General features: G+C 41.5%; 18 protein-coding genes and 2 riboswitches. Of the genes, 8 read left to right on the plus strand and 10 right to left on the minus strand.

The window, feature by feature from the left end; translation table 11 throughout:
* Positions 1-245: 245 nt before the first annotated feature.
* A complete protein-coding gene (gene pepT, locus IE222_RS07870) occupies positions 246-1478 on the plus strand; it encodes a peptidase T (RefSeq protein ID WP_191271480.1) in 1233 nt (410 codons plus the stop codon).
* A gap of 39 nt (positions 1479-1517) precedes the next feature.
* Here the strand turns inward: pepT and IE222_RS07875 are convergent, their stop codons facing one another.
* The 3 genes from IE222_RS07875 to gltC all read right to left on the minus strand — a co-directional run bounded on the left by IE222_RS07875 (position 1518) and on the right by gltC (position 5056).
* On the minus strand, positions 1518-2450 hold the full coding sequence (locus IE222_RS07875) for a phosphotransferase (protein ID WP_191271687.1): 933 nt from the start codon (positions 2448-2450) through the stop codon (positions 1518-1520).
* On the minus strand, positions 2443-4023 hold the full coding sequence (locus IE222_RS07880; RefSeq protein WP_191271482.1) for an FMN-binding glutamate synthase family protein: 1581 nt from the start codon (positions 4021-4023) through the stop codon (positions 2443-2445). Before IE222_RS07880 ends, IE222_RS07875 begins: the two co-directional genes overlap by 8 nt.
* 127 nt (positions 4024-4150) lie before the next feature.
* A complete protein-coding gene (gltC, locus tag IE222_RS07885) occupies positions 4151-5056 on the minus strand; it encodes a glutamate biosynthesis transcriptional regulator GltC (RefSeq protein ID WP_191271484.1) in 906 nt (301 codons plus the stop codon).
* A 192-nt stretch (positions 5057-5248) separates the two neighbouring features.
* On the opposite strand from gltC, the gene gdhA reads away from it, so the two are divergent.
* Positions 5249-6631 (plus strand): NADP-specific glutamate dehydrogenase, encoded by a 1383-nt coding sequence (gene gdhA, locus IE222_RS07890; protein ID WP_191271486.1) that lies wholly within the window; start codon positions 5249-5251, stop codon positions 6629-6631.
* Positions 6632-6732: 101 nt separating this feature from the next.
* Complete coding sequence (locus tag IE222_RS07895; protein WP_191271488.1) at positions 6733-6858, plus strand: DUF4023 domain-containing protein; 126 nt, start codon at positions 6733-6735, stop codon at positions 6856-6858.
* A gap of 40 nt (positions 6859-6898) precedes the next feature.
* Here the strand turns inward: IE222_RS07895 and IE222_RS07900 are convergent, their stop codons facing one another.
* The 5 genes from IE222_RS07900 to IE222_RS07920 form a co-directional block, all read right to left on the minus strand.
* A complete protein-coding gene (locus tag IE222_RS07900) occupies positions 6899-7489 on the minus strand; it encodes a hypothetical protein (RefSeq protein WP_191271490.1) in 591 nt (196 codons plus the stop codon).
* A gap of 14 nt (positions 7490-7503) precedes the next feature.
* A complete protein-coding gene (locus tag IE222_RS07905; RefSeq protein ID WP_191271492.1) occupies positions 7504-8670 on the minus strand; it encodes a ParM/StbA family protein in 1167 nt (388 codons plus the stop codon).
* A gap of 360 nt (positions 8671-9030) precedes the next feature.
* Positions 9031-10500: a L,D-transpeptidase family protein gene (locus IE222_RS07910; protein WP_191271494.1), complete on the minus strand. Its 1470-nt coding sequence runs from the start codon at positions 10498-10500 to the stop codon at positions 9031-9033.
* Between the two features lie 238 nt (positions 10501-10738).
* Positions 10739-11962, minus strand: a complete 1224-nt coding sequence (locus tag IE222_RS07915; RefSeq protein WP_191271496.1) for an N-acetylmuramoyl-L-alanine amidase family protein — start codon at positions 11960-11962, stop codon at positions 10739-10741.
* A gap of 181 nt (positions 11963-12143) precedes the next feature.
* Entirely contained in the window at positions 12144-13346 is a 1203-nt protein-coding gene (locus IE222_RS07920; RefSeq protein WP_191271498.1) for a phosphoglycerate dehydrogenase, read from the minus strand.
* A gap of 115 nt (positions 13347-13461) precedes the next feature.
* A riboswitch (glycine riboswitch) is annotated at positions 13462-13542 on the minus strand.
* A 148-nt stretch (positions 13543-13690) separates the two neighbouring features.
* Positions 13691-13771, minus strand: a riboswitch (ZMP/ZTP riboswitch).
* Between the two features lie 182 nt (positions 13772-13953).
* On the opposite strand from IE222_RS07920, the gene gmd reads away from it, so the two are divergent.
* From gmd to IE222_RS07935, 3 genes are read left to right on the plus strand one after another with little or no spacing between them, the layout of a single operon-like run.
* Complete coding sequence (gmd, locus tag IE222_RS07925; RefSeq protein ID WP_191271499.1) at positions 13954-15069, plus strand: GDP-mannose 4,6-dehydratase; 1116 nt, start codon at positions 13954-13956, stop codon at positions 15067-15069.
* A 57-nt stretch (positions 15070-15126) separates the two neighbouring features.
* On the plus strand, positions 15127-16506 hold the full coding sequence (locus IE222_RS07930; RefSeq protein ID WP_191271501.1) for a sugar phosphate nucleotidyltransferase: 1380 nt from the start codon (positions 15127-15129) through the stop codon (positions 16504-16506).
* A gap of 35 nt (positions 16507-16541) precedes the next feature.
* Positions 16542-17879, plus strand: coding sequence for a hypothetical protein (locus IE222_RS07935; RefSeq protein ID WP_191271503.1), 1338 nt, complete (start codon positions 16542-16544; stop codon positions 17877-17879).
* Positions 17880-17898: 19 nt separating this feature from the next.
* Here IE222_RS07935 and IE222_RS07940 read toward each other — a convergent pair whose 3' ends face one another.
* Positions 17899-18834 (minus strand): GDP-L-fucose synthase family protein, encoded by a 936-nt coding sequence (locus tag IE222_RS07940; RefSeq protein ID WP_191271505.1) that lies wholly within the window; start codon positions 18832-18834, stop codon positions 17899-17901.
* A 97-nt stretch (positions 18835-18931) separates the two neighbouring features.
* Positions 18932-19870, minus strand: a complete 939-nt coding sequence (locus IE222_RS07945; protein ID WP_223282622.1) for a glycosyltransferase family 10 domain-containing protein — start codon at positions 19868-19870, stop codon at positions 18932-18934.
* Between the two features lie 406 nt (positions 19871-20276).
* Here IE222_RS07945 and IE222_RS07950 point away from each other — a divergent pair, with 406 nt between their 5' ends.
* Positions 20277-21026, plus strand: coding sequence for a 3D domain-containing protein (locus IE222_RS07950; RefSeq protein ID WP_191271509.1), 750 nt, complete (start codon positions 20277-20279; stop codon positions 21024-21026).
* A gap of 584 nt (positions 21027-21610) precedes the next feature.
* On the plus strand, positions 21611-22849 hold the full coding sequence (locus tag IE222_RS07955) for a saccharopine dehydrogenase family protein (RefSeq protein WP_191271511.1): 1239 nt from the start codon (positions 21611-21613) through the stop codon (positions 22847-22849).
* Position 22850: the final 1 nt, after the last annotated feature.

The raw sequence follows: 22850 nt of genomic DNA on the forward strand, positions 1-22850 counted from the left end.
ATTGATTCGCCTTACGCTAATTGGGAGGCGCTTTGCGCTAATTAAGGTCGCTTCTACGCTAATTGGAGAGCAGTTTACGCTAATTGATTCGCCTTATGCTAATTGAGCGACGCCTTCCCCCATTCACATTACCTTCCACACATTAATTATGCTATTCCACAGTACCCTAAATAATGTGTAACCGCTCCCTCAAAGTGATATGATAATCATGTACATAACTCAAGTAAAAAGGGAGTGCAGCTGAATTGAAAGATGAATTGATCAAACGATTTACTTCCTACGTTAAAATCGACACACAGTCGGATGAGAACAGTGAAACGTGTCCATCAACCGAGGGGCAGTGGACATTGCTGCGTATGCTGGTGGATGAGTTAAAGCAGATCGGCATGGAAGAGGTGACAATAGATGACAATGGCTACGTCATGGCCACACTGAAAGCCAACACCGATAAGGACGTGCCAACGATCGGCTTCCTTGCCCATGTTGACACAGCAACTGACTTTACCGGGAAAAACGTTAATCCGCAGATTCATGAACATTACGACGGCGGTGACATCGTTCTTAACGAAGCACTGAAAGTCGTTATGTCACCGAAGGATTTCCCGAATCTGGCAAATTACAAAGGTCACACCTTAATTACGACAGACGGCACTACGTTGCTTGGTGCTGATAACAAAGCTGGCGTTACGGAAATCATGACCGCTATGAATTACCTTATTCAACATCCAGAAATCAAGCACGGCAAGGTTCGCGTTGCGTTCACGCCGGATGAGGAAATTGGCAGAGGACCGCATAAGTTTGACGTTGCGGCATTCGATGCCAAGTTTGCTTATACCGTTGACGGCGGCAAGTTAGGAGAGCTGGAATATGAAAGCTTCAATGCAGCCGCTGCTAAAATAACAATCCAAGGAAGCAACATTCACCCTGGTTCAGCCAAAGACAAAATGGTTAATTCCATGAAAATTGCAATGGAATTACAAGGCAAGCTGCCGCCGCAAGAGGCGCCGGAGCACACTGAAAATTACGAAGGCTTCTATCACTTGCTGTCCTTCAATGGGGATGTCGAGCAAACAAAACTCCATTACATCATCCGTGACCATGATCGGGAAATTTTTAACAAAAGAAAAGAAACGATGACCCATATCGTTAATGAGTTAAAGGAAAAATACGGTGCTGATAACATTCAATTAGAGCTGAATGACCAATATTACAACATGCGTGAAAAAATTGAACCGGTGAAGGAAATCGTTGATATCGCGCAGCAAGCGATGGAGAGCCTTGATATCAAGCCGATTATCCAGCCAATCCGCGGCGGTACAGATGGCTCGCAGTTATCGTTTATGGGACTGCCAACGCCAAACATCTTCACCGGCGGGGAAAACTTCCACGGGAAATATGAGTTCATTTCCGTTGATAATATGATGAAAGCAACTCAAACCGTCGTTGGTATCGTAAAACTGTTTGAACAAAGAGCGTAACATAAAAAAGCTAACCCAGGGCCAAAAACACCCAGCGGGTTAGCTTTTTAAAATACACTCACACAGCTGCTCCAAAACATCAGCCGTTTCTTCTCGCTGTCTTTCCAGCTGTTCTTGCGGCCATTTTCCAGCATCCACCCGCAAATCCCGCTCAATTAATATCAGCATCCACATCGAAAACACTGCCGCGAATCGATAATACTCCTTTTTAAACTGACCCCGGTCAACCGCTCGCTGAACCCCGTCAAGATAACCATTCAAAGCTTCCTCCCGCAGTTCACAGGTCATTTTTTTCGAAAAATCAGGGTGTGACATATCAATCGCATGATACAAATCCCAATAAGGCAGATTCAAATGGGCATGCTCCCAATCCAGCACAGCCAATCGTCCATCCACAAGTGCATAATTGCCTTGGTGCAAATCGCCATGGCACACTACCTGCTTTGTAGAAAAAGGAAATTGATAAAGCACAGGGAAAATCGCCTCCACCCTCTCAGAGAAAGGGATTTTTCCCAGCTGAATCTCTGCCACCATCTCCCCAATTCTCGGCTTCATCCCCGTTAACGGAACACCCGCAAACGCCTCCAGTGGAAGGGAGTGCCACACTGCGGCAGACCTCACCACAGCAAGCAAACTTTCCTTACTAAACGTGTGCGATAGCGGACCTAAATCCTCGAGAATCATCCAGCTTTGCTCCGGCTTCCTATCAATCTGATAGGAAATAATTTTTGGAAAAACAGCTGGGAAGTGGGGGAGAATCTGTTCATGAACCCATACTTCTTTGCCAAATTGCGCATTGTTTGTTAGCGGCTTAAAAATGTAAGACTCCCCTGAAGACAAATAAAATCTTTCGACACACCGGCCATTGTTGCCGCGATAAAGTATTTCCCGCCGACAAACCAGCCCCTCATTCAACCTGCCATCCTCCAAAACAATCTCCTTCGGAAGCCCCCCGAAGCCTAACTCACTCATCACTGCCACCAGCCTCCCCAAAAACAGGCAGCGGAAACAGCTCTGAAAGCCGCCGCACCTGACCGTCAGCTGCTTTAAAAACAATATGCTCGCGGGTAAATCTTCGGGGTGACTCCAGACCGCATGCTGCCGCCAACGCATACAAGCCTTGGCGGACACTAATTATATAGTTCATCACGCGCCATTTCTTTTCCTCAGGCACCAGTGCCTCCTGCTGCTTCGGGTCAGTAGTCGTCACACCTGCCGGACACTTGCCGGTATGGCACTGCAAGGCCATGATGCAGCCGTTCGCCATCATAAATCCCCGGGCAGAGTTGACCGCATCAGCACCAATTGCCATGGCAATCGCAATCTTATCAGCGGAAATTAATTTCCCCGAGGCAAAAATCTTAAATTTATTACGAACCCCATAAGCAGCCGCTTGATCGACCACAGCAATCAAAGCAGGGTAGAGGGGGAGACCCATTGTATCGGCCATTGCTTTGTACGTTGCCCCCGACCCGCCTTCCCCGCCATCCACTGTAATAAAGTCGGGATAAATATCAAGCCGTTTCATCGTCTGAAAAAAAGAATCTAAATTAAAATGACTGCCAACAACAATCTTAATGCCGACCGGTTTGCCGCCGATCTTCTGAAGCTGTTTAATAAACTGAAGTGCTTCAGACCCTTTCCGTAAAAAGGAGAAGCGATTAGGCGAGATGATTGTTTTACCTTCTGGCACCTTACGAATCCGGGCCACTTTTTTCGTCACTTTTGCCCCTTCTAAATGCCCGCCCTGAATTTTAGCCCCCTGACCGAACTTTAATTCAAACGCCTTTACCACAGGAGCGTCCGCTACCCGCTTAAATTCTTCAAATGAAAAGTTCCCCTCATGGTCCCGGAAGCCAAATAACCCGGGGCCAATTTGGGCAACGAGATCTGCGCCAGACTCTAAATGTTCCGGTGCAATCCCGCCCTCACCGGTATTCACCCAGGAGCCGCCCGCCATTTTACAGCCATATCCAGTTGATAAAATATAGTTCTCTCCGACAGACCCATACGATGTAGCTGAAGCCCCGAATGGTCCATACAGAACCCATGGCTTCTCCCGCTCCGGACCAACAACAAGCGCCTCCACTTCAGGAAACAGCCAGCGCGGCACCTCTTCCCGAGCTAAATGCTCCCGGCGGAAAAATAAGCCTTCATGATCAATGTGGTATTTCATTGCCTGCACTTTTTCTTGATTATCAACCTGTAATTCTTCCTTTAACAGCGGAAACAACTCATTAGCGATGTAGTAGCCCGACTGGTCAAAATCCCGCTTCGAGCCAAAGCTGATTAAATCGGTTCGGTATTTCGCGGAAAATACAACCCCTAAATAGTCAGCTCGGGAAAACGGTCTGGCGCTGTTATCATCATCAAACCAATACTGCCTTAACTTTGGCCCCATCATTTCGAGCACATAACGGATCCAGCCAAAGTAAGGATAGGCCCGAATAATCGAGTGCTGCGGCTTTTTCGCTAAATTCCGGAGCCAAAGAAAAATGCCAAGTAAGCCGCCAAAGAATATAATTAAAACAATCGTCCACACCATACAAATCCCCCTTACGATGAGGTCTCAAGGTCAGCCGGCACGGCCTCTCACTGATGTATCAAAGATGAAATTTTTCCTTCTTTAATACATATGTATGATGGGAATGTTTATATCCACAATCAAAAATCTAATGCTTATAGCGGTCGAGAATACTGAAGAAGTCTCCTAAAAACTCAAAGAAAAGCTTTTCCGTTGGCAGCAGTTCTCTTTCAGTTGGAATGATGACCCCAACTGTACGGTTGACCTCAGGTTCTGTAATCGGAATCTTCACCGTCGAACGCGGCACACCGTCAATCAGCGTGATTTCCGGAATAAGCGTCACGCCAAGTCCCGCGGACACTAAACCTTTAATCGCATCAATATCTTCTCCCTCAAAAGGCACCTGCGGTTCAAAGCCCAGCTGTGCACAAGCATTCACAATAATTTCCCGCAAAATAAATCCTTTAGGGAACAGGACGAAAGAATCCTCGCGTAAATCATTTAACATTAACACACGCTTTTGGGCAAGCGGATGGCTCTGCGGCAGGAGAGCCACAATTTTTTCCGTAAACAGGGTTCTTCCCTTAATCTTTTGTTCCTTTTTAGGTACCGGGCCTAGGAGGGCTAAGTTAAAATCTCCCTTTACCACGCCTTCAATTAAATTTGCATAGGAGCTCTGATTTAACTTAAATTTCACCTCTGGATGAAGTTCACGGAAGGCTGAGATGGCGGTCGGTAAAGTGTAAGCGGCAAGGCTGCTCGGGAAACCGACCCGAATCGTACCTTTTTCGGGATCCAGCTGTTCCTCAATTTCGCTTACAGCATTGTCGATCAGCTTAACCGCCTGTTCCATTTGCTTTAAAAACATTTCACCAATCGGCGTCAGCCTTACGTTTCTGCCTTCACGGAAAAATAAGCTTACCCCCAGCTCTTCCTCTAAATTAAAAATTTGCCTGCTCACCGCTGATTGGGCCACATGCAAGGCATGAGCTGCCTCCGTTACATGCTCTCTTTTTGCCACTTCAATAAAATATTGAATCTGCCTTAACTCCACTGTTCACCCTCTCCTTCCATCAAATAGGTCTTCTTCTACCTATTTTAGACTATTCATCTCATTTTGGCATCAAACCTATCTATTATTCATATTGCTTAGATTATTTAATCCATTATAAAATAAATCCATGCTAATACGAATATTCAGTAAACACTTAACAAATTAAAAAATTTAAAAAAGGGGTTGATTCCTATGCAAACAATTACAGATGTAAAACAATCAGGAACACAAGCGGTGAGAGACTATGTGAGTGAGGTATTTGAGACGGTAAAACGCCGCAACCCTTTTGAATCTGAATTCCACCAAGCAGTTGAAGAAATTTTTGATTCATTAGTACCTGTATTTGAAAAGCATCCAAAATATATGCAACAAGGAATTTTAGAAAGAATTGTGGAACCTGAACGAGTAATTTCCTTCCGTGTTCCTTGGACAGATGACAGCGGCAAAGTACACGTTAACCGTGGTTTCCGTGTACAGTACAACAGTGCGATCGGGCCATATAAAGGCGGACTTCGTTTCCACCCATCTGTTAATGCCAGCATTATTAAGTTTTTAGGCTTCGAACAAATTTTTAAAAACTCTTTAACTGGCCAGCCAATCGGCGGCGGAAAAGGCGGCTCTGACTTCAATCCAAAAGGAAAATCAGACAACGAAATCATGCGTTTTTGCCAAAGCTTTATGCAAGAGCTTTATCGCCATATCGGACCGGATGTCGATGTACCAGCCGGCGATATCGGAGTAGGCGCAAGAGAAATTGGCTACATGTTTGGAATGTATAAGAAGCTTCGCGGCAATTTTGAAGCTGGTGTGTTAACGGGTAAGGGACTTAATTACGGCGGAAGCTTAGCAAGAACTGAAGCAACCGGCTATGGTACTGTTTATTTTGTAGAAGAAATGCTGAAGGATAAAGGCTTAAGCTTTGACGGAAGCACTGTGGTCGTTTCTGGCTCAGGTAATGTTGCGATTTATGCGATTGAAAAAGCACAGCAGCTTGGTGCAAAAGTAGTTGCCTGCAGCGATTCGAACGGTTATATCTATGATGAAAATGGTATCAATTTTGAAACTGTGAAACAACTTAAAGAAGTTGATCGAAAAAGAATTTCTGATTATGTCGATTATCATCCACATGCACAATATTTTGAAGGCTGCTCAGGTATTTGGTCCATTCCATGTGATATCGCTCTTCCTTGCGCGACACAAAATGAGATTGATGAAGCATCTGCAAAAATCTTGGTTGCAAATGGTGTTAAAGCAGTTGGGGAAGGGGCTAACATGCCGTCCACTCTTGATGCTGTAAATGTGTTCTTAAACAGCGAAGTGCTATTTGCACCTGGTAAAGCTGCAAATGCCGGCGGTGTTGCCGTCTCTGCACTTGAAATGGCTCAAAACAGCGCAAGACTTGCTTGGTCTTTTGAGGAAGTTGACTGCAAACTTCACGAAATCATGACAAACATTTACCGAAACAGCGTAAAGGCTGCTGAAGAGTACGGCTTCCCTGGCAATTTAGTAGTTGGCTCCAATATCGCTGGATTTACAAAGGTTGCCGATGTTATGATCACCCAAGGCTTAATTTAGAAATCTCCTTTTTAGGAGATTTTTTTATTTGTTACACACTCTCCTTTACATGTTTCCATTAAGGATGGAAACACTATCAAATGGTAAAGGAGGGTTAAAAAATGGATCAAGGCAGTACACATGAATTTGTTGAAAAGTTACAAGAAAGACAGGCAAAGGATAAGAAAAACAGGCAAAAACAAGGCGATAATGCACCTGCTAAGAAATTGCCAAATCATAAGCACTAAAAAGCCGCGATTTGAAATCGCGGCTTTTTTAGGTCATAACCTACTTATTCATACTCGCTAAAAATCCACCAAGCAGGTCGCCATCGTCTTCATCATCATTTTCAGGCTCGGCCACTTGGGGTTCCTCATTTTTGATCTGAGTCCAATCAAGCGCATCTAGATCATCTTCTAGGTCGTTTTGTTCCACCGCTGCCGCTGCTTCCTCCAGGAAATGATTATCATCAGGGGGAGTTGTATCTCTAGCCAGCATTTCCTCCTGAAGATATAATGCTTCTTCGAGATCCAACGACTTGCTATTTAACGACGCTAACAAAGATGTTGCACGAATAGGGTCAGCAATCAGCTGATAAAGGATGCTTCCAAGCAAGGCTTCAGAGTGCTCATGCTTTAACCAATTCCGCTGCATCTTCGTTAAGGACTTGGGAAGGGGAATCGTAATAGATTCCTTGTCCCGGGAATAGGAATTACTAACTCCTTGCAGGACAAAGTCCGCAATTTTACTGGAAAAATTCCTTCTTTCCGTTTCCTTTAATCTTTGCATTTCCTTTAAAAGATGCTCCGGTGTATCAGATGGGAGCCGGAACGAGATTGCCTGGCCTCGTTTTATTTCAGTGGTGGCAGACTTTTTCATATCATCACCTTAGATCAGCTTTTTACGGGTGCTTTTTCTTCTGCTGCCTTTGGTTTTTCTGTCCTTCTGACAAAGTCCGTAATAAGTTTATAATAAGCATTTGCCATCATCCAAATGCTTTCCTTATCATCTTCGAAAAATTCAATATTGTAACCATCTAAATTGTTATTAATCGTTTTTAGATAGTCCTTTAACACATGCGAACCGCCGCCAACAAAATAGCAGATTTCCGTCTGTGAATTTTTTGCCCAAACATTGCGTAATAGACGATATTCCTTTTTAGCTAATTCCATCAGAATACGGTCGGTAATATCATGAACGCTTGTCCGGCTGCCATGGACCATAATATGATTTCGATTATTTTTGCGGGTAATAATGTCCACTACATCGCGTCGGCTGTCGAGCTCAACGCCATGTTTCTTTCTAATTTCTTCACGAATCGCCTCTAATGACTCTGAAACGCCAAGATTAAAGCCTTGGGCCTTGTCATCATCGACATTGCGGTTTTTAATTACGGCGATATCAGTAGAAAGCCCGCCGATATCTTGAATTAAAATGCGTTTATCAATTAGGTCTTTATTAATAATTTTTAAATTGTTGTCCATCACGAGGTTAATGAAAGCAGCAAATCCTTCTGGATAGACCTTCACCTCATTGAATTTAATATTAACCTTTAATCCTTGATATTTAGGGGTCACGAGGAACTCTACCTGGTGAACGGATCCAAGCAATTTGGAACGGTATCCGGCATCTTTTCCTTCTTTTACTTCACGAAGAGGGAGACCTGTACCAAGGGTATAGTTCGCATCAATTATATTTTTATTTTTTGGAAAGTCCTGATTTACCGCATCCAGTGCCAATGTCGCAAACAGCATGATTAAGGTCTGATCTTCCTCAGACTTGCTGCTGCCAGGGTCTAACTCAGATGTATTATCACTTTTCGCAGCCAGGTTCCCGACACGATAGATGACATTATTCTCTTTGAGGGCAGGGGAGTGAACCTTAATATGTATTCCATCTAACGGGTCTTTAGTATCAAGCTCCTCAATCCCGATAATCGGGCGGTCTTCTGTATCTCTAGCGATAATATTCGGGATATTTAATTCATAATCTAAATCTCCAAAAATTGCCTTAATAGAATCATTACCAACGTCAACAGCCGCCAACCTTGATTTCGTCATAAACCTCAACCCTTTCAAATTAATAGGTTCTTCTACTACTAAGCGTATAAGAGATTACTAGAATCATCAATGAGTCTAAGCCAAAAGAAATATAAGTGTAAAAATGTAAACAATATGTAAACTTTAGCAAAATAGTAAACGTTTTCGTAAACAATATACACATAAATGTACACATGCTGATATAAAGGGAAGTACACAACTTTGTGTACATGTATACATTATTGTAAACACTATGTATACAAATCGTACACAAGTAAACATTAGATGTATACAATCTGAAAACACGTAAACATTTTGTTTACAAGTTGTTTTTAGGAAAAATAAAAACCTGAAACATCCAGTTCCAGGTCCATAACGTTTCTATTTTTTACCAGAAATTACTTCCATATCCTTACTTACATCAAGATAATACCAGTGATCCTTGTAGTTAATCCAATTTGCCACTGTAGAGCTACGGCTGCTCAAATAATATCGTTCTCCAGATAGTTCCAGCCAATTAGTACCTTGGGTTGTTTCATTGAAATCCTTCTCATTCAGAACAGCTGCCAGGGCAGTATCGAAGGAACCCGTATCACTTAAGTAGTACCAGCTTCCATTATCGTTTACCCAGCCGGTTTGCAGCACGCCATTTTCCGCTAAGTAATACCAGCTTCCGCTATCATTTGTCCAGCCGGTCTTCATGGCCCCTGTCTGATCAAAATAATACTTCTTGTCACCAATCTCCAGCCAGCCGGTAGTCACTGCTCCATCTTGGTCTAGATAATAGTTTTGGCCGCCAGCCTCTAGCCAGCCTGTTTGCACTACACCTGACTGATCCGAAAAGTATTTTTTTCCTAGATTCTCAAACCAGCCGGTCTGAAGCATTCCTGATGAATCAAAGTAATATTTCTGCCCGCTATCTTCTATCCAGCCGGTTTTGACAGCACCTGCTTCATCTAAATAATATTTTCCATCATCTACCACAATCCAGCCCGTCTTTGCCGCCCCAGATGAGTCCAGATAATACTTCTCGCCTCCAGCCTCCAGCCAGCCTGTTTGCATTACACCTGACTGATCAAAGTAATACCTTTCCCCGCCAATGGTAAACCAGCCGGTCCGCATTACTCCGTTGATATCCAGGAAGTATTTCTGACTGCCAAGTGTCAGCCATCCTGTTTGCATGGCACCCGATTGATAGAAGAAATACCTCTTTCCAGCAATCGTCTGCCAGCCTGTCTTTGCCGTTCCGTTTTCGTAATAATATTTGTTCCCATTTGCCTGAATCCAGCCATTTTGCGGTTCAATCGGAATGCTATCACTACCGTCACCGCTGGCAGGAACCGTCACAGGATAGCCATTTGCCAATGCAATCGTATCAAAACTGCTGCTTGAATACGTAATGACGACCGGTGTATAGTTGTTTACCCGGCTGAACAGCCAGCGCACCTCACCATTATGCATCCGGACACAGCCTGAACTGACATATTTACCTATTGAGCTTTCATTATTGTTGCCATGGATTCCATAGGTTGTGCCGTATGTGCCCCTTGCCTCAAGCCCCATCCAGCGGTTTCCTAACGGATTACGGGGATCCCCTCCTGGGATGTTGTGCTTATAATAGGGGCGGTTAACTATCTTATTGACAATCCTAAATTTCCCTTCTGGCGTTAACGATCGGGTTCTCCCCGTTGCGACCTTAAAGGTTCGTACCAGCTTGCCATCTTGATAAAAAGCAAGGATATTGGTTTGTTTATTAATAATAATGAACTGCGAATTACTTTCAGCTTCCGTTTGGCTGGTAAAAACCAAAAAAGACATCAACAACACAAAAATTTCTGTTAATTTTTTCATGATGATCTCTCCAATTTGGTTGTTATCATTAACATAACATTCCAAATCAAAGCAAATTGTCACAATTTTGTAGCACATTTGTAATTTTTTTAATACCTTTTACTTGAGGATAAAATCCTCCTACATAACTATAAAACTGTCTTTAATAAGCCTTCTTTAGAACAAAAACCTCTTAACTAACCATGAAATCGTCCTTAATAAGGGAGCGGATGCCTGCAATAGGGCGCCCTAAATACGATTAATGACCTTGTGCCGAAGCTGTTACAACCGTTCCCGTATTGTGATTGTCCAGAAGGGAAATGTCTGCCATACCCTTACCAACACTTAGGTAATACCAATTATCTTCATATTTTAACCAGCTCGTAACCGTCGAGGTGCTGTTGTTCAAATAATACCTATCCCCCGATAAATTTAACCAGCTCGTTTTCATCGTATCGGCAGTTTCCTCTAAATCCGGGCCGCCTCCACCGCCAAACCATGCATTTTCAATAAAGCCGCTCGAATTCAAATAGTACCATTTACCCTTAGAATTTACCCAGCCGGTCTTCAACGTTCCGTTTGTATCAAAAAAGTACCACTTATCAGCATTCTCTAACCAACCAGTCTTCATTGCCCCCGTTTGGTCAAAGTAATACTTTTGACCACCTTCTTCAAACCAGCCTGTTTTTAAAACACCATTCTTAGCAAAATAATACCTTTTGCCTGCATCTGTTAACCAGCCGGTTTTTGCCGCTCCTGTTTGGTCAAAGTAATATCTTTTGCCGTCCACTTTAAACCAGCCTGTCTTCGCTGCACCATTTTGATCAAGGTAAAATTTCTGTCCCCTGCTGGAAATCCAGCCGGTCTGCATAACCCCGTTTTCGTTAAGGTAATACTTTTTAACCCCAATCGTCTGCCAGCCTGTTTTCGCCGCACCATTAGCAAAATAAAATTTCTGTCCGCTAAAGATGTGCCAGCCGTTCGAGTGTTCTTTTGCAAGCGTATTAAAGCTGCTGCTTGAATAGGTAATCACAACAGGAGTATTATTTTTCACCCGGCTGAACAGCCAGCGAATCTCTGCATTATGCATGCGGACACAGCCCCCGCTTACATAGCGCCCAATCGAATATTCATTGCTATTCCCATGGATTGCATAGGTTGTCCCATACGTGCCCCTCGCATTAATTCCCATCCAACGATTCCCTAACGGATTGCGCGGATCCCCGCCAGGAATTTTCTCTTTATAATAAGGACGATTCACAATCTTATTCACAATCATAAATTTCCCTTCAGGGGTTAATGCCCTTGTCCGACCTGTGGCCACTTTAAACGTCCGAACCAGTTTGCCGCCATCATAAAATGCAAGGGTATTAATCTTCTTATTAATAATAATCAACTGCGAACTTCCGCTAGCTTCCGAATGACCAGCAGATAAGAAAAAGAACCCGAATAAAACGATAAAAACGACTGACAATTTTCTCATATTAAACCTCTCCAATTATGTAGTTACTATAAAGATAGCATTAATAGTCTGAATATTTTGTCATATTTTATCATAAACTTCGGAAAAAATCGGATGGCTCTTCTGTTTCAACCTACAACACAAAAAGGGGCCAATCCCTCACTCCGTTAAAGCAGTGAGGGACTGACCCCAATATTTCAAGTTATTTAATAATCCGTGCCCTTACGACACCGTCAATGGCATCAATTTGTTCTGCTAAACCCGGCAGGATATCACCATTTACTTCATTATCGATATCGATCATCGTATAGGCAAAGTTACCGCGGCTTCTGTTCACCATATCAGCAATATTCAAATGATAGTTTGAAATCGCAGAAGTGATTTTACCAACCATGTGCGGAATGTTTTGATGGAAAACCGTCACACGGACTTTTCCTGTATAAGGTAAATGGGCATTTGGGAAATTTACAGAGTTTTTGATATTACCTGTCTCCAATAGCTCCTTCACCTGGCGGGCCGCCATAATCGCACAGTTTTCCTCAGATTCCCTAGTAGAAGCGCCAAGATGCGGAATTGACACCACATTTTGCATTTGCAGTACATTTTCATTTGGGAAATCCGTAATGTACTGACCTACAATTCCGTCCTCAAGTGCAACCGCCATATCAATTTCATTTACAAGCTCACCGCGGGAGAAATTGAAGATATGAACGCCAGGCTTCATAATGCTGAAGGTTTCTTTGTTAAACATTCCTCTAGTATCATTTGTTAATGGAACGTGTACAGTAATATAATCAGATTCAGCAAACAGCTGTTCAATTGTCATGGCCCGCTGGACGTTTCGCGATAAGTTCCAAGCTGTATCAACTGAAATGAATGGGTCGAATCCAATGACATCCATATCTAAATCAAGAGCATCGTTCGCTACAAGAGCACCAATTGCCCCTAGGCCGATTACGCCGAGCGTTTTCCCTTTTATTTCTTTCCCAACAAACTGTTTCTTTCCTGCTTCTACAAGCTTTGGAATTTGGTCACCTTCACTTGCAAGCGTCTTTGTCCAAGCAATACCGTCAAAAAGGTTACGAGATGAAGCCATCATAGACGTCAGCACAAGCTCCTTCACTGCATTTGCATTGGCACCAGGCGTGTTAAAAACAACAATGCCCTGTTCTGTGCATTTATCAACTGGAATGTTATTTACACCTGCACCGGCACGGGCAATACCAAGCAAATTGCTGCCAAACTCCATAGAATGCATGTTAAAGCTGCGGACAACAATTGCATCAGGATTTTCGCAGGAATCATCGACTGAATACTGGTCATTTTTAAATACTTTCATTCCGCTTTCTGAAATGCTATTTAACGTTTTAATTGTTTTTACCTTGTCTAAAGTTAGTGTGTTCATGATTATTTCTCCCCTTTTTTAATAACTCATATTTATTTCTTCTTTAAATGAAAAAAGAGACTGGTGTTCTCCAATCCCTAAAAAAGGTTTCAAAAATAACAAATAAACATTGCCTTTGTTATCTTCTGTCCTTTTGCCTGAGATTTTGAACCCTTCGGCGCTGCGGCTAAACCGCATCCTCTCCAGAAGCTGCTCCTGTTATAGTGTGACCCATAACATTCATAGCGCTTTTACTATTTTGTTTTTATAACCAACAGAATTGCCAGCTTTTACGTTTTCTAGCAGGAATCCATTCATAACTGTCGCCTCCTTATAAGCATAAAGAGGCAAGGGAGTAAATCCCTTACCTCTGCCCAGGCGAACGGCTATTCGATACAATGTGCTCCCTCACGGTGATCCGTGTCTCGCCAGTTACACATCGTCTTTTAACTTATTCACATTTTAACAAAACTTCAGATAACTTTCAACCCCCACAAAACATAGATCCCTCTCTTTTTTCTTCTTTCACCAGTAAGCAGATCATTCTGCCTATTTTAGTACAAGTCTTGGAACTCCTTCAAAACCGCTCCATATAATAAAGTATCGCTAACGACAGGAGGGTTAATTCATGGGGAAAACAGCATTAATAACGGGAATTACTGGACAAGACGGAGCCTATCTTGCTGAATTTTTACTAAAAAAAGGATACACCGTACATGGATTAAAACGTAGAAGTTCCCTTTTTAACACCGATCGAATCGATCACCTATACCAAGATCCACGGGACCCTAAAACAAAATTTTTTCTCCATTATGGAGATTTGACGGACTCTACGAATCTAATTCGATTGATCGAAACTGTCCAGCCTGATGAAATTTATAATCTAGGGGCAATGAGCCATGTCCATGTTAGTTTTGATACCCCGGAATATACCGCGAATGTGGATGGCCTGGGTACCCTTCGAATTTTAGAGGCGGTTCGAATTCTTGGTCTTACCGAAAAAACCAAAATTTATCAAGCATCAACCTCTGAGCTGTATGGTCTAGTCCAGGCAACACCGCAATCGGAAACTACTCCCTTTTATCCTCGAAGCCCTTATGCTGTCGCGAAGCTGTATGGCTATTGGATTACAGTAAATTACCGAGAGGCATACGGGATGTTTGCCTGTAATGGCATCCTCTTTAACCATGAAAGTCCGATCCGCGGTGAGACGTTTGTTACCCGGAAGATTACTAGGGCAGTTGCTAGAATCGCTTTAGGACTGCAGGATCAATTATATTTAGGAAATCTGGAAGCTAAAAGGGATTGGGGACATGCCAAAGACTATGTTGAAGCAATGTGGCTTATGCTGCAACAGACGGAGCCCCAAGACTTTGTGATCGCAACGGGAGTATCTACGAAAGTTAGAGAATTTGTCCGCTTAGCATTTAGTGAAGTAGGGATTGAAATAGAATTTAAGGGAGCAAACGAAGAGGAGAAAGGCTATATTAAAGCGTGCCATCATCCCGATTTTCAGCTTCCTGCCGGAAAGCAGATAGTGGCTGTGGACCCACGTTATTTCCGCCCTGCGGAAGTAGATTTTTTGTTAGGCGATCCTAGTAAAGCAAAACGGGAATTAGGTTGGAATCCTAAATATGAACTACATGAGCTCATTAAAGAAATGGTTGAAAGTGATATGAAGGAAGCAAAAATGGAGGATTATTTAAGAAAAGGCGGCTACCGTATTCATAAAAACTATGAATAATCAAATTCAAGATTAATGTTCCGGCTTTGGATTAAGAAAGGAGGTTTTTCCGCGTTTATGAAAATTGTTATCTTATCTGGAGGTTCAGGAAAACGGCTGTGGCCCCTTTCCAATGATTCAAGGTCAAAGCAGTTTTTGAAGGTTTTAAAAGCAGAAAATGGGGAGTCAGAATCGATGATTCAAAGGGTTTGGAGACAGTTGAAGGAGGTCAATCTTCAGCAATCAGCCTATATTGCAACCGGCCAAGCTCAAGCCGACATGGTGCTCAGCCAGCTTGGATCCGATACCCCTCTTATCATTGAACCGCAGAGAAGTGATACTTTCCCTGCCATTGCACTAGCTTGCTCCTATCTTTATTCATGTTTAAACGTCGACCCTAATGAGGTTATATGTGTACTGCCTGTCGACCCCTTTGTGGAAAAGGACTATTTTGAAAAAATCAAATTGATGGAAAAGGTTGTTTTAGATTCCGGTGCAAAAATAGCATTACTAGGCGGCAGTCCAACTTATCCCTCTGAAAAATATGGATATATACTCCATGACAACAAGGGGTTGGAAAATGGACAGGTATCCTTCATGAAGGTTAACGCCTTTGTCGAGAAGCCAAAGGCGGACCAAGCAATCAAGTTTATTCAGCAGGGAGCTTTATGGAACCTGGGCGTTTTTGCCTTCAAACTTGAATACATGCTTAGCCTTTTAAAAGATAAAGGGATTCCTTTAAAATATGAGGATCTGAAAAAAGGATATGAACAGCTGCCAAAGATAAGCTTTGATTATGAGGTAGTCGAGAAAGCCAATGATGTTATCGTGATTCCTTACGACGGTAAATGGAAGGATTTAGGGACCTGGAATACGTTAACAGAAGAGATGCATACCATCCTGACAGGCAAGGGAATCATCGAAGACTCAGCCAATACGCATGTTATCAATGAATTAGACATCCCCGTTACGGTAATTGCCGTACCTGATATCGTAGTAGCCTCGAGTCCGCAGGGAATATTGGTGACGGATAAGGCAGCCAGTCACAGGATCAAAGATATCATGAAAAATGAAAAAGAAAGGCCCATGATTGAAGAACGCAGATGGGGATGGTACCAAGTACTAAACTATATTAGATACTCAGACAATCATGAAATATTGACAAAAAAAATCGTTGTAGAAGCTGGAAAAAATATCAGCTACCAATACCATTCAATGCGAAGCGAGGTCTGGGTGCTCCTTTCCGGCGAGGGAGAATTTGCTCTTCAAGACCAGCTATTTGCGGTTAAACAGGGAGATGTGCTGCAAATTCCCAATGGAGCAAAACACGGAATTAAAGCACTCAGTACCCTGGAACTAATCGAAGTTCAAATGGGCAGTTATCTGGTGGAAGAAGACATTATCCGCCTATTTATGACATGGGAAGAAGTCGTAAGGCATTGCAAAAAACATGAATAAATTTTTAATAAACCAATCGAAAGGGGAATTTCATTTTGTCTAAAAAAAAAAGCCCTTTAAGAATAAAACTAGATCATCTCGCTAAAGGTATAGCGAATAATGACTCTATTGTTGAACTGGACCCATATACCCTATTAAATCACTATCGATTTGATGTACCGGCTAAATATATTTATGCCAAGTTTAGAGAGCTGGGGTTGGAAAGTTCATGGGGAGAAAGATTGTATGATGAACATATCCGTGTTTTCAATGGATATCATGAACGTGATGATTCCGGAAAAAAAGGAATCGACGCCTTTAAAAATGCGTTTGACAGTACACTCGACTCCATTAAAGCGATCGGCTTTGACGAACAGAAATCGATTATACCTATTGGAACTAATAACGGCCTGATTGATGGAAGTCACAGATTAGCAGCCAGCTTATTATATGGTAAAAAAATCAAATCCGTTACGCTCGATGTGGAGCATAATTATGACTATAATTGTTTTCGAAAAAAAGGACTGACAGACAAATGGTGTGATGCCATTGCCCTTGAATACTGCCGGCTAAAGAAGGAAACATATATAGCGGTAGTATTTCCATCAGCTGTTGGAGGAGACAAGGAGATTAAAAATATTCTAAACGAATATGGAAACATCTATTATGAAAAAGAACTGTATTTAACTAAACAAGGTTCAATAAATTTAATCAAGCAGTTATATTTAGGTGAAAAATGGTTAGGCGGATGGCATAATCAATTTCCGGGAGCTAAAAGGAAAGCATCATCCTGTTTTAAGCATAATGGACCTATAAGAGTTTTTGTTTTCGAAACGGATCGTTATGAAAACACTCGTTCAGCGAAAGAAAAAATCCGCAGCCTTTTTAACATAGGGAATCACTCCATTCATATTAATGATGTTCACGAAGAGACCGTACGTTTAGCACAAACATTATTTAATGAAAATAGTATTCATTTTTTAAACCATTCCAAGCTTACTAATCACAGCAAAAGTTTTTACCAGAATTTTAATCAATTAAAAAAATGGTTAATAGAAAAAAAGGTTGATCCTGAACATTTTTGCATCGTATCTAGCTCGGTGATGGGGGTTTATGGTATTCGAAAACCTGCTGACTTAGACTTTTTAGTTTACGGTGATGATTTATTATCTAATAAAAATAAGAAATTCAGTAATCACGAAAAGCAGCTTCCTTATTACGAAAAGACAAAGGATGATATTATTTTCAACCCTGAGAATCACTTTTATGTTGAAGGGATAAAATTCGCTTCGCTACATGTTATAAAAGACATGAAACAGCGAAGAGGCGAATCAAAAGACCACGTTGATCTATCGTTAATTGATTTATTTTTAGGTTCATCTAAAAATGGATAAACAAAAAAAGACAGGGTGCCTATTGGTTCTTCCTGTCCGTTACATACCAATTAATCGTTTTTTGTAAGCCCTCTTCCAAGGTTGTTTTTGCTTCAAATCCAAATAAAGCTTTCGATTTCGTTACATCTAAACATCTTCTTGGCTGACCGTCCGGCTTGTCACTGTCCCAAATGATTTCCCCCGCAAAACCAGTTTTTTCTGCAATCAGAGCAGCCAACGCACTAATGCTGATTTCCTGTCCAGTTCCGATATTCACCGGCTCCCCGCCATCATATTTATCAGCAGCAAGCACAATGGCTTCCGCTGCATCTTCCACGTATAAGAATTCTCTTGTCACTTTTCCTGTTCCCCAAGCCTGAATCCGGCCTTGCCCCTTTTCCTTTGCCTCTACACATTTTCGAATCAAGGCTGGAATAACATGGGAGCTTTCCAAATCAAAATTATCCCTTGGTCCATACAAATTAACAGGGAGCAAGTAAATTGAATTGAATCCATATTGCTGGCGATAGGCTTGTGATTGGACAAGAAGCATCTTTTTAGCTAGCCCGTATGGCGCATTCGTTTCCTCCGGATATCCCTCCCACAATGCCTCTTCCTTAAATGGGATAGCTGCAAATTTTGGATATGAACAAATGGTTCCACAAGCAACGAACTTCTCAACCTGGCATAAACGGGCAGCCTCCATCAGGTGAATGCCCATCGCAGCATTATCATAGAATAACGTCCCCGGGTATTTACTATTCGCTCCAATTCCTCCCACAGCTGCCGCCAGGTGTACAATAATATCAGGCTTTGTATCTTTTATGAGTGAAAAGGTAACGGATGAATCCCGAAGATCATATTCTTGGCTGCGCGGAACAATAATTTCAGCACAGCCTTTGTTTTTAAACTGCTCGACAACATGGGACCCGAGAAAACCAGCCCCTCCTGTAACCATAACTCTTTTCCCCTTCATCTGGACGTTCCCCTTCCATAGGTTAGGTCATCTAACAATAGATTGTATGCGGTGGCATGTAGAAAGTTCAAAAGTCATTCCAATTACTATTTAGATTTCATTTTGCCTGAGGGTTCAGCTTTATTACTTGTTTTTCACTAGTCACAGCATTACGATTGGAGCGGATAAAATCATCTATAATGGCAAATAAATTGTATTTGTCTAACACCATCATTTTAGCTGCTGCAATTTTCTCTATTGATTTTTCATATAAATTGTTTTCAATACATTCTTCTATTATTTTTATGGACTTTTGAACATCATGTATATCAATGGCCGTAAACACATCTGCATCAAAATAATCACTCAGATTAGGACAGCCGCAGTAGATTGGATACGCACCACCCAAAAACGTGTCAGTTATTTTTTCTGTCCAATAATCCGTGTGGATACTGTTTTCAATAGCAATATGGTATTTATAATCGGCAATGGCATTCCATTTATCGTCAATATCCCGAATACCTCTTCCAAATACGTCAATTTTATTTCCAAAATAATCAGATATGGCCCTTACAAATTTCAGCCTGTTTCGATGTCCCTCAGACCTTGCTTTACTAGAACAAATGACGGAAAGCAATTTATCTTTCTGGTACTCTTTGTGTGCCAAAAGCTGGTCATAATCCTTTGATAGTTTAATATTTTTATTCTTTCCTTTAATCAAGCCTATATGCCACGGCAACCCCTGCTCCATATGAATGACATTGGGATGATTTATATTTCTGTGACAAGTAATGACAGTGTTAAACTGCTTCAAATAGCCCGGTTTAAACCGATATAAGGATGGCGGTTCACCAGTAATCAATATTACATTCTCAGGAGGACACTTGGTCCTCTCTTCCTTTGTTAATCCTTGATATACAATCCAATAATCGCACTCTTGAATATTTTCATTAAGGAAAAATTGACAGTTCCCCCAGATTCCTTTTGAACCAGGTGTTTGCCGCAATAAAGGTTCATGCGGGAAACTATTCGAGATCTTCACTTTTATATAATCCATTTTTTGGTTACCCATCCTTTTTAGATGATAGCTTTTGTAAAAAATAATTGTTCGATATGCTATTTTATGAGACATCTATTCCAACGATTGGGAAGTGGGGTAATTATTTGCATTAACAATTACCGTGAAATATTGGTAATTATGGTACCTGGTGGATTTACACAGGCTCAGGACACATGATTTGTAATATTTCTGTAATAAATACAAAGCGCATGAGGCTGGGATTTTTGTACTATATACGCCCTAATTGAGCAATGTTTTCTGATTATTCAATCTATTTAGAAATGTTATTGCAATATACCTGCCATATGTGTCATTAATTTAACATCTCCTTGTTCTTTGTCTCAGAAAAATACATGTTACGATTATGAAAACTTAGCAACCAAAGAACATGGAGGGTAATAGAATGCTTAACAAAATAAAAGTGATCATTTCAGCAGCTGTACTCTCATTGGCTGTCAGTGCTAATGTACAAGCTGCGACAATTACAGTAAAAAAGGGAGACACCCTTTGGGATCTATCACGCGATAATCATACATCTGTTGAAAATATCCAAAAGATCAATCATCTCACGTCAGACCTTATTCATCCGGGAGATGAACTAGCCGTTGCAAAGGAAAAACATTATACAGTGAAAAAAGAAGATACATTAATAGATATTGCCAAGGAACAACACGTAACGGTGTCACAAATTAAGGAATGGAATGATTTACTTACGAATATGATCCATCCTGGACTTGATTTAGTAATCTATCAAGAAATAGATACAACTAAGAAAGACAAAAAAGAAAAAGTAACAAAACCAGCTAAACAAAAGGTAAAGGCAGCATCTATTGATAAAAAGGAAGTAAAAGCTCGTACCGATAAAAAGATTATTAACGTCAAAGCCACAGCCTATACAGCATACTGTGAGGGATGCTCCGGTACCACTGCTACTGGAATTGACCTTAGAGCAAATCCAAATAAAAAGGTTATTGCAGTAGACCCATCCGTAATACCTCTTGGCAGCAAGGTATATGTAGAAGGCTTTGGTGAAGCAATCGCCGGAGATACTGGGGGCGCCATCAAAGGTAATCGAATCGATGTCTTTATCCCGTCTGAAGACGATGCCAACGAATTTGGTGTCCAACATTTAAAGGTAACCATTTTAGATTAATGAAACGTGGGACTGGTTCTACAGTTTCAATAACAAAAGAACCAGCCCCAGGTTTCCCCAATGCTGCCAAAAAATTTTTTTGAATTCCCTATTGCAATTTTATTTTCATGCTGATACTATAAAGTAGCATTTAATTGGAAAGCTGATATTCATACTTTGAGTCTTTCCAGCAGATAATTTAGACCACTTCCTATTGGGAGTTAAGGCCATACGGACAGCCGGGTCGAATGCCGATTGGCAACTATAGTTGCCCCTATTGATTGAGTTAAAAGCTCAAATTTTATAAGTTGGTTACTTTACAACCAGTGCGCATGACGCACACAACTTGTGAAATGGTCAATAAGAGTGGTAAAAGTAATTATTTGCTATATAGACTCTGATCATATTTTGATATAGTTTGAATATTAAAGAGCTTTCTGCCATCAGGTTAGACTTTCATGGCAATAATATACTTGTGTCTTTTTCATGGGTATATTTATGCTTTTTAATAATAAGATTATGTCGAAGCAAGTGTTGTGCGCGAATAGGCGTTTTTACACTTGCTTTTTTTGTTGCAAAAAAATTCACTTGGGGGGAAACGAAACATGGGAAAAGCACTTATTATCGGAGCTGGCGGTGTAGCATCTGTTGCCGTCCACAAATGTGTTCAAAACAGCGAAGTATTTGAGGAAATTTGTATCGCAAGCCGGACAAAATCAAAATGTGATGAGCTAAAGGCAAAGCTTGACGGCGGTAAAACAAAAATTACAACTGCTCAAGTTGACGCAGATAATGTAGATGAGCTAATTGCGTTAATTAACGAAGTAAAACCAGACATCGTCATGAACTTAGCATTACCTTACCAAGACTTAACGATCATGGATGCCTGCCTGGCTACTAAAACTCATTATATGGATACTGCCAACTACGAGCCGGAAGATACGGCAAAATTTGAATACAAATGGCAGTGGGAATACAAAGAGCGCTTTGAAAAAGCCGGTATTACAGCTCTTCTTGGCTCAGGTTTTGACCCAGGTGTAACAGGCGTATTCTCAGCTTACGCATTAAAGCATTATTTTGATGAAATCGAATATATCGACATTCTTGACTGTAACGGCGGTGACCACGGCTATCCGTTTGCTACTAACTTCAACCCTGAAATCAATATCCGTGAAGTTTCTGCTAATGGACGTTACTGGGAAAATGGCGAATGGATTGAAACAGATCCAATGGAGATCAAGCGTGTCTATAACTTCGCTGAAGTAGGCGAAAAAGATATGTATTTGCTTTACCATGAAGAGCTTGAATCACTTGCGAAAAACATGCCAGGACTTAAGCGCATCCGTTTCTTCATGACTTTCGGCCAAAGCTATCTTACACACCTAAAAGCACTTGAAAATGTAGGAATGACTTCTATCGAGCCAATTGAATTCGAAGGAAAACAAATCATTCCGCTTCAGTTCTTGAAGGCTGTATTACCAGATCCTGCAACACTTGGCCCGCGTACAGTCGGTAAAACAAATATCGGTTGTATTTTCAGAGGGAAAAAGGATGGAAAAGACAAAACCTATTACGTATACAATGTTTGTGACCACCAAGAATGCTATAAAGAAGTAGGTTCACAAGCCGTTTCTTACACAACTGGCGTTCCTGCAATGATCGGTGCTGCCATGATCTTAACTGGCAAATGGAACAAAGCAGGCGTTTACAATATCGAAGAATTTGATCCAGATCCATTCATGGAAGAGTTAAACAAATGGGGACTTCCATGGGTAGAAGACTTCAATCCAGTGCTTGTTGATGATGAGCCTGTAAAAACGAAAAATCCGGAGTTCGTTCGCTAAG

It is taken from the genome of Neobacillus kokaensis (assembly GCF_014656545.1).
Taxonomy (GTDB): Bacteria; Bacillota; Bacilli; order Bacillales; family Cytobacillaceae; genus Neobacillus; species Neobacillus kokaensis.

Excerpts from the sequence above, each read along its gene's own strand:
- IE222_RS07875 (WP_191271687.1), bottom strand. The coding sequence starts at position 2,450 with ATGAGTGAGTTAGGCTTCGGGGGGCTTCCGAAGGAGATTGTTTTGGAG.
- IE222_RS07880 (WP_191271482.1), bottom strand. The coding sequence starts at position 4,023 with ATGGTGTGGACGATTGTTTTAATTATATTCTTTGGCGGCTTACTTGGC.
- gdhA (WP_191271486.1), top strand. The coding sequence starts at position 5,249 with ATGCAAACAATTACAGATGTAAAACAATCAGGAACACAAGCGGTGAGA.
- IE222_RS07895 (WP_191271488.1), top strand. The coding sequence starts at position 6,733 with ATGGATCAAGGCAGTACACATGAATTTGTTGAAAAGTTACAAGAAAGA.
- IE222_RS07900 (WP_191271490.1), bottom strand. The coding sequence starts at position 7,489 with ATGAAAAAGTCTGCCACCACTGAAATAAAACGAGGCCAGGCAATCTCG.
- IE222_RS07905 (WP_191271492.1), bottom strand. The coding sequence starts at position 8,670 with ATGACGAAATCAAGGTTGGCGGCTGTTGACGTTGGTAATGATTCTATT.
- IE222_RS07910 (WP_191271494.1), bottom strand. The coding sequence starts at position 10,500 with ATGAAAAAATTAACAGAAATTTTTGTGTTGTTGATGTCTTTTTTGGTT.
- IE222_RS07915 (WP_191271496.1), bottom strand. The coding sequence starts at position 11,962 with ATGAGAAAATTGTCAGTCGTTTTTATCGTTTTATTCGGGTTCTTTTTC.
- IE222_RS07920 (WP_191271498.1), bottom strand. The coding sequence starts at position 13,346 with ATGAACACACTAACTTTAGACAAGGTAAAAACAATTAAAACGTTAAAT.
- gmd (WP_191271499.1), top strand. The coding sequence starts at position 13,954 with ATGGGGAAAACAGCATTAATAACGGGAATTACTGGACAAGACGGAGCC.
- IE222_RS07930 (WP_191271501.1), top strand. The coding sequence starts at position 15,127 with ATGAAAATTGTTATCTTATCTGGAGGTTCAGGAAAACGGCTGTGGCCC.
- IE222_RS07940 (WP_191271505.1), bottom strand. The coding sequence starts at position 18,834 with ATGAAGGGGAAAAGAGTTATGGTTACAGGAGGGGCTGGTTTTCTCGGG.
- IE222_RS07945 (WP_223282622.1), bottom strand. The coding sequence starts at position 19,870 with ATGGATTATATAAAAGTGAAGATCTCGAATAGTTTCCCGCATGAACCT.
- IE222_RS07950 (WP_191271509.1), top strand. The coding sequence starts at position 20,277 with ATGCTTAACAAAATAAAAGTGATCATTTCAGCAGCTGTACTCTCATTG.
- IE222_RS07955 (WP_191271511.1), top strand. The coding sequence starts at position 21,611 with ATGGGAAAAGCACTTATTATCGGAGCTGGCGGTGTAGCATCTGTTGCC.